The sequence below is a fragment of the Pectobacterium sp. CHL-2024 genome (assembly GCF_044751765.1).
Lineage (GTDB): Bacteria > Pseudomonadota > Gammaproteobacteria > Enterobacterales > Enterobacteriaceae > Pectobacterium > Pectobacterium brasiliense.
Genome location: NZ_JBIXKO010000001.1, coordinates 608376 through 624282, shown reverse-complemented (window position 1 = coordinate 624282; position 15907 = coordinate 608376). Strand labels below are relative to the sequence as shown.

Below are 15907 nucleotides of genomic sequence, written 5' to 3'. Positions count from 1 at the left end.
TATGGCGCTTACTAAAGCTGAAATGTCAGAATACCTGTTTGAGAAGCTCGGGCTGAGCAAACGGGATGCCAAAGAGCTAGTCGAGCTGTTTTTTGAAGAAGTTCGTCGCGCTTTGGAAAATGGCGAGCAGGTCAAGTTGTCAGGTTTTGGCAATTTTGATTTGAGAGACAAGAACCAACGTCCGGGACGTAACCCAAAAACTGGCGAAGATATTCCGATTACGGCGCGCCGTGTGGTCACGTTCCGTCCGGGGCAAAAGCTAAAAAGCAGGGTAGAGAACGCCTCTCCCAAAGAGTAACAGAGTCACCCAAAAAGGCCGCGCAAGCGGCCTTTTCCTATCTTATTCGCCTCATTTTGCCTATTTCAACGTCGATTCGGTATCTGCTGGTGCCGTATGCTGCGAGGCTAAACGCGTTGCTCGTCCATTTGGCGCAGCCTCTTTTTTCGGATAGTCCGGCACTGGCCGATGATCGTCAATTAAATGGCGTATTGCCAGAATCGGGTGGCGCAACAACATCCGCGGCCCCGACCAGCGCATAATCGCTTTGATCGCCTCACGTCGGGCGGGTTGATAGCAGTGAATGGGGCAATGCTTACACGCGGGTTTATCTTCACCGAATTGACAGCGTTCCAGACGCTTGATGGCGTAGTTGAATAAGTCTTTATGCTGCGTGTTATCGCCGGTTTCAGGATGATGCTTTTCATACAGCTCGATCATCAATCCGACGGTACGGATCTCCCGCTGTCGGTATTTTCCCAGGGGTTTTCTCGCCATGGCGTCATGTCCTGATGAAATCATAATAGATGTATTTTAAATGCAATTTATTGCGAGGGGAACCACTGAAATCACATCTATGTAGGAAAGCAGAGAGAAAAAGGCGAGGAGAACCCTCGCCGAGGAAGGTCGTAATCAGGCGTGACCGAACTGCGCCTGATGTAATCTGGCATAGATGCCACTTTGCTCCAGCAGCACCTGATGGCTGCCTTGCTCAATAATGCTGCCGTTATCTACCACCACAATGCGTCCCGCGTTCTGTATGGTTGCCAACCTGTGGGCTATGATCAACGTGGTACGCCCTGCGGAAAGCTCGCTGAGCGATTGCTGTATCGCCTGCTCTGTCGCGGTATCCAGTGCGGACGTTGCTTCGTCCAGAATCAGGATCGGTGGGTTTTTCAGGAAGATGCGCGCGATAGATAAACGCTGCTTTTGCCCACCCGATAATTTAACGCCGCGCTCGCCGACCACGGTATCCAGCCCGTCAGGCAGATTTTCGATCAGCTCATCTAACCGCGCACGTCGTGCGGCTTCCATGATTTCGTCATCGCTGGCATCAAGTTTGCCGTAAGCGATGTTTTCCCGAATGGTGCCGCCGAACAGGAAGACATCCTGCTGTACGATGCCGATTTGGCTGCGTAGCGATGCCTGCGTCATCTGGCGGATATCCATGCCGTCAATGGTGATGGCGCCGCTGGTTAAATCGTAGAAACGGGGAAGCAGAGAACAAAGCGTGGTTTTGCCCGCACCGGAGGGGCCAACAAACGCTACGGTTTCCCCTGCGCGAATCGACAGGTCAATATTGCGCAGAATCGGACGATCGGCAGAATACCCAAAGCTCACCTGATTGAACCGGATATCGCCTTTCAGCGGCCCGGCATCATGCGAATCGGGGGCGTCGGCAATCTCGGGAACGGTGTCGATCAGCTGAGTAAAGCGTTTGAAGCCCGCAATCCCTTTGGGATAGCTCTCCAGCACCGAGGTAATTTTGGCAACAGGTCGAAAGAACACTTCAATCAGCAGCAGGAAGCCGATAAAACCACCGTAGCTGAGTTCGCCCTGAATGACATACCAAATACCGGCCAGCATCACGATAAGCTGTATCAGGCGCGTGCTGAGGTAGCTGAGCGTCATACTGGCGGTCATGATGCGATAGGCCTGCAACTTGGTACGGCGGTAGTTTTCGTTATCGTTAGAGAACAGTTTCTTCTCATGCGCTTCATTAGCAAACGCTTTAACGACGCGGATACCCCCAACGCTCTCTTCAATTCGGGCGTTGAAGTTGCCAACCTGACCGAAGAGTTGACGCCACGTCTCCGTCATGCGAGCGCCATAGCGGCTGACGAGAAACGTCATGAAAGGCACGATAATAATCGTCAGCAGCGCCAGATTCAGGTGAACCGTCGCCATCAGAATGAACGCACCAATAAACGTCATGATCGCGAGGAAGAGGTCTTCCGGGCCGTGGTGGGCAATTTCCCCGACTTCTTCCAAATCTTTGGTGACGTGGGTGATGATATGACCGGTCTTCATATTGTCGTAGTAACGGAACGGCAAATTTTGCAGATGCTCAAAGGCCTGCCGCCGCATATCGGTTTCAATACCCACGCCCAGCGCATGTCCCCAATAGTTGACGATTGCCATCAGCGCGGTATTCAGCAGATATACGGCCAAGAGTGCCACTGACGCCAACAGGATCAGCGACCAGTCCTGAGCGGGTAATAGTTTGTCGATGAACGCTTTAATCGCCATCGGAAACCCTAATTCAAGCAGGCCAGCGATAATGGCACAGCCGAAGTCGAGGACGAATAACCCTTTGTAAGGGGAATAGTAGGAAAAGAAACGCCTTAACATGTGTGACTATTTTTTAGGTAACGAAATGTGGGGATGACTATAACAGGTTAACGTGAAGAATGTGACCGCGAGCAGATTAGGGTTTTTTATTGGACGGAAAATTTAGCCGAAAAGCATGGGGATAGCTGCGAATCAGCTTGTGGGTGTACGTGTCGCATACCAGCAGAGTAGCGAACCTGCAGTGACCATGACGACGCCTTGCCAGAATGATATAGCGGGCGTGATATTGAGCCAGAGCGCGGCTAATAGTGTGGAAAGCACGGGCGTGAAATAAGAGGCGGTTGCCAGCAACGTCAGGTTGCCATGCTGAATACCGATATTCCAGACGGAATAGGCTAATGCGGTCGATGTGCCCATAAAGAGCAGTTGCAGCGAACTTGGTAAGGTTAATGAAATCGCCCCTTCGGTACTGAAGGCGTACTGAATCCAGAGCAGGAGTGAGGCGACGAAAAAGAACAGCGAGACGCCGCTTTTTCCCTGTCCGTAACGCCTGGTGATATTGCAGTAGAGCGCCCAGGTCAGGGCCGCAGAAAACGCCAGTCTGTAGGCCAGCGGGTTAGCCAGAATGTTGTTCCACAGTAACTCTGGTGTCCAATCGCTTTCTCCTTTCATAATCCACACGATGCCGCCTAGCGAGAGCGCAAGGCCGGGCCAGAGCAGGAAACGACTCTTCTGCTGATTGATAAAAAGAGAAAAGAACACGGTCAAACTGGGCCACAAATAGTTAATCATCCCTATTTCTATCGCCTGCATGCGGCTATCTGCTAGCCCGATGGACAGCGACAAAAATATCTCGTAGCAGACAAACATCGTACCGCCTGCGAACAAATAGACTCTGGGCAGCGTCTTAATGCGGGGAAAACCGTAAAAGGCCAATAGACACAGCGTGCTGGTGGAGTAAATCATCGCCGCACCGCCGATGGGGCCGAGTGCTTCTGTCAGGCTACGGATAAGCCCGACGGATGTGCTCCATAAAACGATCGCCAGTAGGCCCGTGAGCGTGGCGCGCTGTGACGTCATATTCATACCTGGTTATGAGGTCTGTGCCAAAGAAATCAAACCGGATGCCGTTATCTGCATCCGGTAGTGCTCATTGTGATGGTTTACCGCCAGAAGTCATCAAAAACGGTAATCGGCGGACGACGCTTGTGTTCAGTTTTGCGATACCAGTTTTCGATAATGGCTGCATCGTTGGCTTCGATCTGCTTGCCTTCCAGATAATCGTCGATCTTTTCATAGGTTACACCCAGCGCGACTTCATCGGGGAGAGACGGTCGGTCTTCTTCCAGATCGGCGGTAGGGGCTTTGGTGTAAAGATGAGAAGGGCAGCCAAGTTCGCGCAGCAGCGCTTTACCCTGACGCTTATTCAACCGGAAAATCGGGTTGATATCGGTACCGCCATCACCGTATTTGGTGAAAAAGCCCGTTACCGCCTCTGCTGCATGATCGGTGCCGACGACAAGCCCGGCATTCATGCCCGCGATGCTGTACTGCGCTTTCATGCGTTCTCTGGCTTTCTCGTTGCCTTTTACAAAATCGGAAAGCTCCACACCAATGGCACGTAAGGTGGCTTCACTGGCTTCTATCGCAGGTTTGATATTTACGGTTAATACGCGGTCTGGTTGGATAAAAGCGATGGCGTCCTGACAGTCGGCTTCATCCGCCTGCACGCCGTAAGGCAGTCGAACGGCGATGAACTGATAGCGAGAATTTCCGGTCTCATTACGTAATTCCGTGATAGCCGTCTGGCACAGTTTGCCGGTCAGCGTAGAATCCTGACCGCCGCTAATGCCCAAAACTAACGACGTAACGAACGGGTGAGCATTCAGATAATTCTTTAAAAAATCAACGCTAACACGGATTTCCTGTGCTGGTTCGATGCTGCTTTTCACTCCCAACGCAGTGATAATGTCGTTTTGTAATGACATGCCATCCCCTCCTGAACTTATTGATACTGCAAAAGAATTATTACGATTGCCTGAGTGTAAAACGAATTGGCGTGAAGAAAAAGAACAAGCTGTCAGGTAGTCATTTTCCCTATAGATAACCGGTTTTTGACTATCGGCCAATATGTTACATCCCTGCGTTATGATTTGAAAAAGTGGTCGCCGCCGACTAGCCTTAGGGTGACCCATTAATAATGAGGTGATGAGATGAAGAATAACAGATTACTGGTATGTATTGCGGCAGCTGGTGCTGTCATGCTGGCGGGATGTTCGGCTTATAACAAGGCAGAAAGTTATGTCAATGAGCCCGTGGTGAAAGATGTGAAAGTGGGAATGACGAAGCAACAGGTTCATCAACTTGCAGGTAGCGGAGTAGAAAAACGTCTGGTAAATGCCAAAGGCACCTGTAGCGATTATCTGCTGAAAAACCGTGATGGTACAGCGCAGAACTATTTCGTTAGCTATAACGAAACGGGCCATGTTCTCAATAAAGGCTTCCAGAGCTGCCAGGCCTACGATACTAACCCGCAACGCTAACTAGCCCGATGGCACGATATCGTTATTAGAAAAGTGTCATAAAAAATGTAGGGACCGTTTTTCAACGTTGTGCAGCAACGGCCCATCATAAAAAACGCCGATAGCATCAGCCATCGGCGTTTTCTTTTGTACAGCAAATTCGGCTTAGCGGTGCGTCAACTCAGCGTCATCCTGTGCGTTGAAAACCGTTTTGTCCGTCTGCTTCATCAACTGGCTGGTGACGGTACCGGCAGTCATAGACCCGCTGACGTTAAGCGCGGTACGGCCCATGTCGATCAGCGGCTCAATGGAGATGAGCAGCGCGACAAGCGTTACCGGCAGCCCCATGGCAGGCAGAACGATTAACGCGGCAAAGGTGGCACCGCCGCCCACACCGGCTACGCCAGCAGAACTGATGGTGACGATACCGACCAGCGTCGCGATCCAGACAGGATCCAACGGGTTGATGCCGACCGTTGGCGCGACCATCACGGCCAGCATCGCTGGGTAAAGCCCCGCACAGCCGTTCTGACCGATTGTCGTGCCGAAAGAGGCTGCAAAGCTGGCGATAGATTGCGGCACGCCAATACGGCGCGTTTGCGCTTCAATGCTGAGCGGAATCGTCGCCGCGCTGGAACGGCTGGTAAACGCGAACGTTAGGACAGGCCAGACTTTGCGATAAAAACGGGCCGGATTGATGCCTGTGAACGACAGGATCAGCGCATGAACGCCGAACATAATCGCCAGCCCCAGATAGGACGCGACAACGAAGCTGCCCAGTTTGAGGATGTCTTGCAGGTTAGAGCTGGCGACCATTTTGGTCATCAGCGCCATGACGCCGTAGGGGGTCAACTTCATCACCAGACGTACGAGCTTCATCACCCAGGATTGCAGCGTGTCAATGGCGGTTAAAGCGCGTTCGCCTTTGACCGCGTCATCTTTCAGTAGCTGTAACGCCGCAACGCCAAGGAACGCGGCGAAGACGACGACGCTGATGATAGACGTCGGGTTCGCGCCGGTCAGCTCAGCAAACGGGTTTTTAGGAATAAATGACAGGATAAGCTGAGGCACGTTAAGGTCAGCGACTTTACCAGCATAGTTGCTTTCAATCGCCGTTAATCGCGCGGTTTCTTGTGCACCTTGCACCAGCCCGGTCGCCGTCAGGCCAAACAGGTTAGTCACAAAAACACCGACCAACGCGGAAATCAGCGTGGTGATCAACAGGGTAGAAAGCGTCAGTACGCTTATTTTCCCTAATGATGAGGCATTATGCAGCTTGGCAACGGAATTGAGGATGGAGATAAAGACCAGCGGCATGACGATCATCTGTAACAGCTGCACATAGCCATTACCTACGATGTTAAACCATGAAATGGACTGCTTAACAACCGGGTTGTCACCACCATAAATCAGATGCAGTGCCAGACCAAATAGCACCCCGACAACCAAACCCAGCAACACTTTCTTTGCCAGACTCCAGGATGGGTTACGGCTGGCGTAACCTAATCCGAGCAGTAATACGACAAATAGCAGAATATTTATGAGTAGCGGAAAATTCATCCGGCTTTGCTCCCTATCAGTGAATCGCGTCACGCTGCCCACGATCTCGTGCGGTAATGGAGATCGGCGGAGGTAGCGTGATTTTTTGCGATGAAAAATAACAAACGCGCACAGGATAGCAGGTCTTTTGCCATCATGTTACAGGGATATGTCTGACGGTAAGTAACGCTGTTACTTCACGTATTGAAAGAGGTAGGTTTGCGCGGACTGTAAAAAGCGAAATGACTGCTCATAGGTGCAGCAATCCAGATTTTTTTGTGGCTGATACAGCGAAAAGCCGATACAGGCAAGACACAGAAAGCGTTCCAACTGATTGCCTTTTTGGCTGTTTAAAATCGGCAAGCGGAAACGCCAGCGACAGGGCCAGAGCAGAGGAACGCCAGAGGGCGTCAGCATATCCGCGAGAATGTGGCTCAGATAACCGACGATCATGGCATGGTAAGCATCGGGCGGAATCGGCCAGTCTGGCGGCAGGCGCGTCTGAATAAAGAAAATACCGGCGGCGATGGCAAGGAGGCTGTGCGTAAACCCGCGATGACCAAAGAGGCGGGCAATGGGCGAAGAAAGCCACTTCAGGCGCTGCCCGAGGACGGATTTGGGGTGATCGATATCGGGCAGCAGCGCGGTAAGGAGTGCACCGGGAATAATGTGCCACCAGTCTCCGGTAGCCAGCGCAGGCGATAGCTCAACTTTCTTAGCCAGAATCGCGCAGGCAACAGAAAACAGCAGGTGTCCTTCCGCAGTCATGAAACTTCTCAAATAAAACTGTTATTTTATACAGTATAAGAGATTATCCCTGTCTGCGGAAGCCGTGACGGCGTAACGATTTATTTCGACGGTTCGTTACTTACAGGTAAGACTCGCAGCCAATTGTCCAGCAACTGAGGCCAGGCTGCCGCTGGAAGTCCTTTGGTACCGCGCAGGCCGAAACCGTGTTTCCCCTTCTCAAACAGATGCATTTCGACGGGGATCTGTTTTTCCCGCAGCGCGCTGAACATCACCAGACTGTTATCAACCGACACTGACGGATCGTCAACGGCATGCACCAGAAACGTGGGTGGCGTCTGAGCGGTAACCTGCTTCTCTGGAGAATAACGCAGCACCTGTGCTTCCGTCGGCTGCTCACCGATTAACTGTTTGCGCGAACCAGCGTGCGCAATATTCGCCTGCATCGAAATGACGGGGTACATCAGCACCATGAAATCAGGGCGTGCGCTTACGCTGTCAATGGCATCCGTCGCGAGGTAAACGGACTGGGCGAAGCGGGTTCCCAGGCTGGCAGCAACATGACCACCCGCGGAGAATCCCATAATACCAATACGCTGTGGGTTAATGTGCCACTTCTCGGCGTTGGCCCTCAGGGTTCTGATTGCTCGCTGGGCATCGGCTAACGGGGCGTCAGCGCCTTCTTTATGGCCTTCTCCGGGCATGCGATAGGTCATCACGAAAAGGGTGTAGCCCTGTTGATTAAAGAACGGTGCCAGATCGCTACCTTCCTTATCCAACACGACGCGCTGGTAAGAACCACCTGGCGTAATGAGTAACGCCATGCCATTGGGCTTCTCTGCCGGATAAACGGTAATTTCGGGGCTGCGAATCCCGGTTGCTGCCCGATCGGGAAGAGAGGGATCTTTGCTCCGTTCGACCACTTGCGGCTGTACCGTTGAAGAAGAGGCTCCCGGCGCTTCGCCGTGTGGCCAGACAGGAAAAACAGGTTGAGCGTAACTTAATCCATTTACAGACATCATAATGGCCCCGACAAGCAGAGAACGAACAATCATGATAGATCACCTGACAAAGGGAAGGAGGGGGAAAATCGTTGGGCGATGGTAAAAAATAGGGTAGCCATCACATCGGAGAAAAAATGACTACCCTGAACCGCAAACTTTAATAAAGAAATAACATTCATACACGAAGAGGGTAAATCAGACACAGCAATTTCAACAGCTAAAACGCATTTAACGACACCACATGTAACAACGAAACGTAACTAACTTGCTTAACCTACGACGGACATAATAATAAAGGGACGTTAATGATAAAGCTGAGTGAACCAATTAACACTAACATCCCTTTTGCCAACTAATAATGCTTATTTAAATAACAAGCCCGTTATTAGAAGCTGTATTGCACACCAACACGGTAACGAGTCTGACGCTCGTCGGTATTTTTATCACCGACAACGTTGCCGATAGCCATATAAGGTTTCCAGTTTTTGTCTAACTTATAAGCCAGTTTAACATCGTGTTCGATTTTCCAGTTTTCTTTGTCTGCTTGAAAACCACTCGGTCCTGCTTTGTTAGCTTTTTTGTAGTCCAGTTCGTAATCGATCTGGTAATCTTTCAGGAATTTATAGCTAACAACTGCAGTCAGATTGTAACCAGTTTCTTGAGTATAGTTGCTGGCACCTGTTTTATTTGTATTCCCGCTTTTTCTTAAATAGTAAGGGCGATAGCGGAGAGAGGTAGACAGATCGTCAGTAATATTCACTTTTCCGCGCAGATAAGGGCGGTAGTTGTTGGAATCAGAGCTTGAATCTAAAGAGAAGCCTGGTTCTAAAGAAAAGGTTTTGTTGAAGCTATAAACATAGCTTGCAACCACTTCAGTACCGTTGCTGACGGTTTCATTAAAAGGTTTGTTCGGTGTGTTATCAGCAGTAGACTGACGCCATTTAGCTTCTGCAGATAAACCGAAACCATTAGCGAAACGGTGGGACATTGAAAGACGATCTTTATGGTCGTTTTTGACAGTGTCTTGCATTTCATGACGGTAATCGATTGTCACAGCCATTGCATTCACACTAATTAATGACGTAACTGCCAGAGCTAGTAATTTAAATTTCATTGTTATATTCCCTATTGGTTAGGATATCTCTAATAAAAAACACGCATTATGCTTTTTGGGACAAGTTCTATTTTATTTATTATTAAACTACGTTCTGTGATCGAGATCGTCTTGGGTAACAAAAAGTAAAATGGGGTTTCAAATTGTGAGGGAGATCGAATTGAATATCGCGGTTGTTTTAATTTAAATGAAAAATCCCTGCCGTCAGTGCGGCAGGGATGAATTACAGTCTAAAACGGGTACAACATTATTTCATTGCGCGTTTCAGAATACGCTCAGATTGACGCTGGAAGTATTTCGCAGCATCTTCCACAGATTTCTGACCGTAATCGATAGACTGGATGGTATCACCAAACAGAGAAACGATTTGCGGGTCATCGAAATAAGGGGAAACAGCAACTTCATGCGGCAGAGACAGCGCCAGTTTCAACCCGGCAACGGCTGGTGCATCATCTTTGATCACGCCATCAGCAGTCAGCTGAGCCACAGCGGCTTTACTCAACGGTACACCACGTTCCAGACCCAGAGCCTGAGCACCTTCTTTGCTGTTCAGCAGGAAGTTGATCAACTGAGCAGACTCTTTAGGATGCTTGGTTGACTTACCGATAGACAGCATCTGTGCTGGTTTGAAGAACAAGCCGGCATCTTTTGCACCTGGCAGCATTGGGTAGCTACCCAATTCCAGTTTTGCTGGTGGTTGCAGGTTGTCAGAGTACTTAGTGATAGTGGAGTTCCACATGTAAGTACCAGACCACTCGCCGTTGATCCATGGCTTCATTTCATACATGTTGCTCTTACCGAAAGACGCATAGTATTTCGCATCAGGCATGACATGGCTGTCGATCAACTTCTTATACATGCCAAAGAATTCAGCCCATTGCGCATCGCTATAGGCGAATTTCTGACCTTTTACATCAATCGCTGGAATGTTGTACTTCTGAACCATATAAGAGTTCAGCAGTGCCAGAGAATCCTGGTGTTCCAATACGATAGGGTAGTATTGGTCGCCCAGTTTTTCTTTGAACACTTTACCGGCGTTCAGCAGCTCATCCCACGTTTTCGGATATTCCAGACCGGCTTTTTTCCAGCTTTCGGTGTTGAAATAGAAGACCCGGGCCGTAACGGAAATCGGAATACCGTTCAGTTTCCCTTCGACCGTGGTGTTTTGCAGTTCTTTTGACTCAAACTGGGTCAGATCCAGAGAATCTTTAACCTTGTTCAGGTCATAAAAACCCGTGCCGTTCTTAGAGAAAATCGGCAGCCAGTTCCAGTTGGTCTGCATCACATCTGGCTCGGTGTTACCGGCAATCTGTGTTGTCAGACGAGACAGGTGACCGTCCCAGCCAGTATATTCCGCTTTCACGGTGATGTTCGGGTGCTGCTTGTGGAACTCTTCAATGGCTTTGAGCGTCTGCTGGTGACGGCTGTTGCCGCCCCACCAGGACATTCTCAATTCAACATTATCAGCGGCTAAAGAGGGCATTGCCACTAATGACGCCAGAGATGAAGCTATTAACGTGTGTAGGATCGCTTTTTTCATCGGTTACTACTCCTGTTAAAGAGAGATATTTTTTTCTGTTTTTGCATCAAAAATATGGCATTTTTCCATGTCGAACTGGAAATATACCGGACGATGCAGTCCCTTCTCGATAATCAGCCGACCTTCGTCATAAGGAATGCGGCTGGTTAATTCAAAGCCATCGACTTTAATGTACATAAAGAATTCGTGACCCATGTTTTCTACGCGAACCAACTCACCCTGTGAGTGGCTGCCTTCAAATGGCGTATCTGACACGGAAACATAGTCTGGGCGAACACCGAAGAAGACATCTTGTCCGATATAGCTGCGGACTTTGTCTTGTTTTGCAGCATTTAACACCAGCGCGTTATTCCCAACCACAACGCCAATCTGACCGTCTTTCTCGACCAGTTTGCACGGTTTAATGTTCATTTCTGGTGAGCCAATGAAGCCAGCAACGAACATATTGACAGGGAAGTGGTACAGGTTATCCGGCGTATCGACCTGCATGATGTGACCGAGTTTCATCACGCAAATACGGTCACCCATGGTCATTGCTTCAGTCTGGTCGTGGGTAACATATACGCTTGTCGCCGCTTTACCGCTTTTCTTCAACTGCTTATGCAGGTCAGAAATACGGATACGCATGGATGCACGCAGTTTGGCATCCAGGTTTGACAACGGTTCGTCAAACAGGAACACATCTGGTTTTTTAACGATGGCGCGGCCTACGGCCACACGCTGTGCCTGACCACCAGACAGCTGGCGTGGCAGACGATCCAGCAGATCTTCCAGCTCCAGAATTTTGGCCGCTTCGGCGACCTGCGCTTCAATTTGATCTTTAGGCATTTTGCTCAGCTTCAGACCAAACGCCAGATTCTCTTTTACCGTCATGTGAGGGTAGAGGGCGTAGTTCTGGAACACCATGGCAATCCCGCGATCTTTCGGCGCCAAATTGTTAACAACGCGCTCGCCGATACGTACTTCACCGCCGCTGATGGTTTCCAGACCCGCCAGCATACGCAGCGTAGTGGATTTCGCACAGCCAGACGGGCCGACGATAACCATGAATTCACCGTCTTTAATCGTCAGGTCGATGCCGTGAACGGCTTTGAAACCGTTGGAGTATACTTTTTCCAGTTTATTGAAAATAACTTCAGCCATGATAAATCCTCTATTAACCTTTAATTCCGCTGCTGGTCACGCCTTGTACGAAGTAGCGCTGTGCCAGGAAGAAAACAATAATGGATGGCAGAATGGAGATGCTGGACATGGCCAGGATTTCATTCCACGGAGCGCCTTCAGTAACGTCGATAGACATTTTCAGCGCCAGCGCAATCGGATATTTATCCACGCTATAGACATAAATCAGCGGACCGATGAAGTCGTTCATTGACCACATGAACTGGAACAGCGCAACAGAGATGATGGCTGGTTTCAGAATCGGCACTACCACATACCACAGCACCTGGAAGGAGTTACAGCCATCGATCTGAGCGGCTTCTTCCATATCACGTGGTACACCACGCAGGAACTGGATCAGCATGAACACAAAGAACCCTTGTGTTGCAAACGCCAGCGGCAAGTACAGTGGCAGATAGCTGTTCAGCATGCCCATTTCGCGGAACATGAGGTACTGAGGAATCAACAGTACGGTGCTTGGCAACAGCATGGTGGTGATCAGTGTCGCGAACCAGAAGCCCTTCCACGGAATGTCAAAGCGAGCGAAGCCATAAGCCACAATCACCGAGGAAATAACGGTCAGAACCACTTTCGGAATCACGTACTGGAAAGTGTTAATCATGTAGTGACCGAAATTGTATTCCGTACCGGTTTTCCAACCGTTAACGAAACCATCCCAGGTGGCGTGAGCAGGCCACAGACCCAACGTGGTGAAAATCTCATGGTTCGGTTTGAACGACGCTGAGAACATCCACGCCAGTGGATAAAGCATCAGTAAACCAACGAACAGCAGTATCACGTAACGAATGGCGGCACTGAGTTTTTCTTTACGCAGCGTGCGGCGTACTTCTGCAGCAGCAACTTCTTGTGCTGTAGTCAGGTTTGAATGCATGTCAGCCATTTTTTCCTCCTTTATCAGCGGAGTAGAACACCCAGTATTTCGACGACTTAAAGGAGATAGACGCAAATACCGCAACAACCAGGAACAGAACCCATGCCAAGGCAGCACCGTAACCCATATCGAAATACTTGAACGCCGTATCATAGATATAGAGCGAGAACAGGTAGGTGTAGTGCGTTGGACCGCCGCCCGTAATGACGTAAGGTGCCGTAAACTCCTGGAATGCCTGAGTGGTCTGCATGATAAAGTTAAAGAAAATAACTGGCGTAATCAGCGGTACCGTTACTTTCAGGAACATTTGCCATTTGGATGCACCGTCGATCATTGCCGCTTCATACTGAGATTGCGGAACGTTCTGCAATGCAGCCAGGAAGATAACCATCGCGGAACCGAACTGCCATACGCGCAACAGCGTTACTGACATCAGTGCCAGCGACGGTTCGCCCAGCCAGTTGATGGCATCAAAGCCAAACACGCCGAGGAAGCTGTTTAACAAGCCATCGATGGCGAACAGTGCACGCCACAGAACGGCAATGGCCACGCTGCTGCCCAGAATAGAAGGCACATAGTAAGCAGTACGGAAGAAACCGATACCACGTAATTTGAAATTAAGTACAAACGCAATTAACAGTGCGAAGATTAATTTCAATGGAATGGTCAGAAATACATAGGCAAAGGTGACGCCCATGGATTTCCAAAAGAGATCATCCTCCATGAACATACGGTGATAGTTTTCTAACCCCGTAAATTCAGGCGGATTTATCAAGTCATACTCAGTAAAACTGAGGATAAATGACGAAACAAAGGGGAAAGCGGTAAAAACTATCAGCCCTATAATATAGGGGGAGATATAGGCTAACCCCAGCATTCTGTTTTCATTCATAATGCTTACCTATTGATTAATTGTGAACCATTAAAAAAAACATAAAATTAAGCTGTTAATAACTCTGGATAAATTAATTCCACGTCATAAACAATTCTATTTTCCCCGTTAACGTGAAAATCACCGTGAACATATCCACCTTGTGTCAGGTACGGCGGGATATCGTTTAATTTGTTGCGACAAGCGGCAACGAAAGTCAGTAAAGCCAGCGGATAGGTATCATCCAGACGAACATAACGATGCTGTGCGGAGCGAACGAACAAACCACGATGGAAGTGTTGTTCAAACAGAACGCCAGCCAACTGCGCGGCGTAATGTGCCCAGGATTCTGATTGTTTGTGATCGGCCAGTTCAATGACGGTCAACAAGAGTAACGGGCTGGCGATGTGCTGAATGTCTTCTTTATTCAGCCGCGTCAGCATGGTGTTAACCAGCGCGTACAGGTCCTCATCGCCACTCAGGCGATAAGCACGAACCAGCGGTAATAAATAATCACCTTCTAATGCAAACGGCTTTAATTCCGTACCCGCTTTACCATAATAGCCATCGCGTTTAAAACGGTAGCCAGTCATGTCCTGGCCGTTGTTCCACATTGGGCGCAGTGTATTGCTGGTGACATCGTAGGCGTACTGATAGTAATTTTTTAACCCTGAAATAACCCAATTCAGCATTTCTGCATCAGGCTGCGTGCGGAGAATATCCAACATTGCCAGTGGGTTATCAATCAGCAGTGGGCGCATGTCGCGAAACAGCACATTGGCTTCGCGCGCGATTTCACCGAACTCTGGGCCAAACTGACGTTGGGCGCGATCGCCAAACCAGGACTGCGTCTGGTTGTCGTCTTCTGGTACCGGCTGGCGCTGCTGTGGTGAACTGAACTGATACACCGGCATACCGGTTTCTGGGTTGCGTGCCAAAACGTATTGGCGATAAAGATGCTTACCCCAGGCCGCGGCGTGGCTATCGCCTGTGTATTCTGCGTATTTGAACGCGGCATAAATCAGGTCTGTGCCAGCATTAACAAAAGTCAGTCCTTTCGTTAATGGCAGAACAGGCCACTGTGCCGGATCGACGACATCATGGCGGGCATGCAGGAACACGTTTGGATCGCGCTTTTTGCTGTAATCACCATGACGACCCAGATCCAGTGAATCCCAGTCTTCAACGTGCGCGTTCCAGAAACCCTGAAAGAAATTCAGCGTCTTTTCCGCATTAACACGGTGCAACAACGCGTAATAGGGAAGGTGGTGCTTTAATTCATGCACCTGAGCTTTGGATTCTGGCCCTTCTCCTGCCAGCGTATCCAGATTAATAAAGCGGTGACCGCCCCAGAAGAACAGGCCGCTATTATCATCAACGAAATGATCCAGGAAATATTCGCTTTGTGCGATAGCGTGCTGCTGGTAACTCTCATTACCCGTAACGACGCTCATGGCACACAGCGTTCTTAGCCAATTTTGCTGGCTGGCAAAATTAGAAATAGGTGCGCTATGTCCATCTGGGAATTGCCACACCGCAGGTGCATAATTTTCCACATCAAAACCGTCAGCCAATAATAAGGTTGGCTGACTTTGGCTGCGGCCTTTATCCTGAACGCAGGCAATGTGGCTATCGAGTGCTGCAACCCATTCGTCGAGCTGCGATTTCCTGCTGGTGTATAAGCTTTCAAAAATACTCATGGAGTACCTTCTTATGGAACCGTGGAACAGTTCCTTATAAATAGAAACACTGTTTTGATTGATTATATTGCGCTATTAACCTTGTCGTCATGCACGCAATATCGAAAGTGTGATCAAAGTCGGAACGTTGTTTTGATTTTTTTTAAGAAAGGATTTTGGCAGGAGAAAGAATCATGAAAAACGAAATAACAACTTGAAAAACAAATAAAAAGCACAACCGAAATTGTGCTTTTTATCGTAGGTTGGCG

The 15907-nt window shown here is 49.3% G+C and carries 14 protein-coding genes and 1 pseudogene; 2 read left to right on the top strand and 13 right to left on the bottom strand.

All coding sequences use genetic code 11. The features are described 5' to 3' along the window. Position 1: 1 nt before the first annotated feature. A complete protein-coding gene (ihfA, locus tag ACIPUG_RS02790; protein ID WP_009112984.1) occupies positions 2-298 on the top strand; it encodes an integration host factor subunit alpha in 297 nt (98 codons plus the stop codon). Positions 299-358: 60 nt separating this feature from the next. On the opposite strand, the gene ACIPUG_RS02785 is transcribed toward ihfA, so the two are convergent. The 4 genes from ACIPUG_RS02785 to nadE form a co-directional block, all read right to left on the bottom strand. Next, complete coding sequence (locus ACIPUG_RS02785; RefSeq protein ID WP_039275136.1) at positions 359-775, bottom strand: nitrous oxide-stimulated promoter family protein; 417 nt, start codon at positions 773-775, stop codon at positions 359-361. A gap of 135 nt (positions 776-910) precedes the next feature. Further along, positions 911-2629, bottom strand: a complete 1719-nt coding sequence (locus ACIPUG_RS02780; RefSeq protein ID WP_400337216.1) for an ABC transporter ATP-binding protein — start codon at positions 2627-2629, stop codon at positions 911-913. A gap of 132 nt (positions 2630-2761) precedes the next feature. Next, complete coding sequence (gene yddG, locus ACIPUG_RS02775) at positions 2762-3649, bottom strand: aromatic amino acid DMT transporter YddG (RefSeq protein ID WP_400337214.1); 888 nt, start codon at positions 3647-3649, stop codon at positions 2762-2764. 83 nt (positions 3650-3732) lie between these two features. Continuing rightward, positions 3733-4557, bottom strand: coding sequence for an ammonia-dependent NAD(+) synthetase (gene nadE, locus ACIPUG_RS02770; RefSeq protein ID WP_010297831.1), 825 nt, complete (start codon positions 4555-4557; stop codon positions 3733-3735). Positions 4558-4782: 225 nt separating this feature from the next. Here nadE and osmE point away from each other — a divergent pair, with 225 nt between their 5' ends. Continuing rightward, entirely contained in the window at positions 4783-5112 is a 330-nt protein-coding gene (osmE, locus tag ACIPUG_RS02765) for an osmotically-inducible lipoprotein OsmE (protein WP_039275129.1), read from the top strand. A gap of 144 nt (positions 5113-5256) precedes the next feature. On the opposite strand, the gene ACIPUG_RS02760 is transcribed toward osmE, so the two are convergent. From ACIPUG_RS02760 to pelW, 9 genes and pseudogenes are all read right to left on the bottom strand, one after another. Next, positions 5257-6651 (bottom strand): L-cystine transporter, encoded by a 1395-nt coding sequence (locus ACIPUG_RS02760; protein ID WP_400337212.1) that lies wholly within the window; start codon positions 6649-6651, stop codon positions 5257-5259. Between the two features lie 240 nt (positions 6652-6891). Beyond that, a pseudogene (locus ACIPUG_RS02755) lies at positions 6892-7398 on the bottom strand (metal-dependent hydrolase); the annotation flags it as partial. Between the two features lie 80 nt (positions 7399-7478). Continuing rightward, positions 7479-8432, bottom strand: a complete 954-nt coding sequence (gene paeX, locus ACIPUG_RS02750; protein ID WP_400337210.1) for a pectin acetylesterase PaeX — start codon at positions 8430-8432, stop codon at positions 7479-7481. Positions 8433-8766: 334 nt separating this feature from the next. Beyond that, a complete protein-coding gene (locus ACIPUG_RS02745) occupies positions 8767-9495 on the bottom strand; it encodes an oligogalacturonate-specific porin KdgM family protein (RefSeq protein WP_336845215.1) in 729 nt (242 codons plus the stop codon). Between the two features lie 247 nt (positions 9496-9742). Continuing rightward, on the bottom strand, positions 9743-11035 hold the full coding sequence (locus tag ACIPUG_RS02740) for an ABC transporter substrate-binding protein (protein WP_014915274.1): 1293 nt from the start codon (positions 11033-11035) through the stop codon (positions 9743-9745). Positions 11036-11050: 15 nt separating this feature from the next. Next, positions 11051-12178 (bottom strand): ABC transporter ATP-binding protein, encoded by a 1128-nt coding sequence (locus ACIPUG_RS02735; protein WP_010275619.1) that lies wholly within the window; start codon positions 12176-12178, stop codon positions 11051-11053. Between the two features lie 13 nt (positions 12179-12191). Further along, entirely contained in the window at positions 12192-13097 is a 906-nt protein-coding gene (locus ACIPUG_RS02730; protein WP_010275614.1) for a carbohydrate ABC transporter permease, read from the bottom strand. Beyond that, entirely contained in the window at positions 13090-13980 is an 891-nt protein-coding gene (locus tag ACIPUG_RS02725) for a carbohydrate ABC transporter permease (protein ID WP_039286676.1), read from the bottom strand. Before ACIPUG_RS02725 ends, ACIPUG_RS02730 begins: the two co-directional genes overlap by 8 nt. A gap of 47 nt (positions 13981-14027) precedes the next feature. After that, on the bottom strand, positions 14028-15659 hold the full coding sequence (pelW, locus tag ACIPUG_RS02720) for a pectate disaccharide-lyase PelW (RefSeq protein WP_039556843.1): 1632 nt from the start codon (positions 15657-15659) through the stop codon (positions 14028-14030). Between the last annotated feature and the right edge of the window lie 248 nt (positions 15660-15907).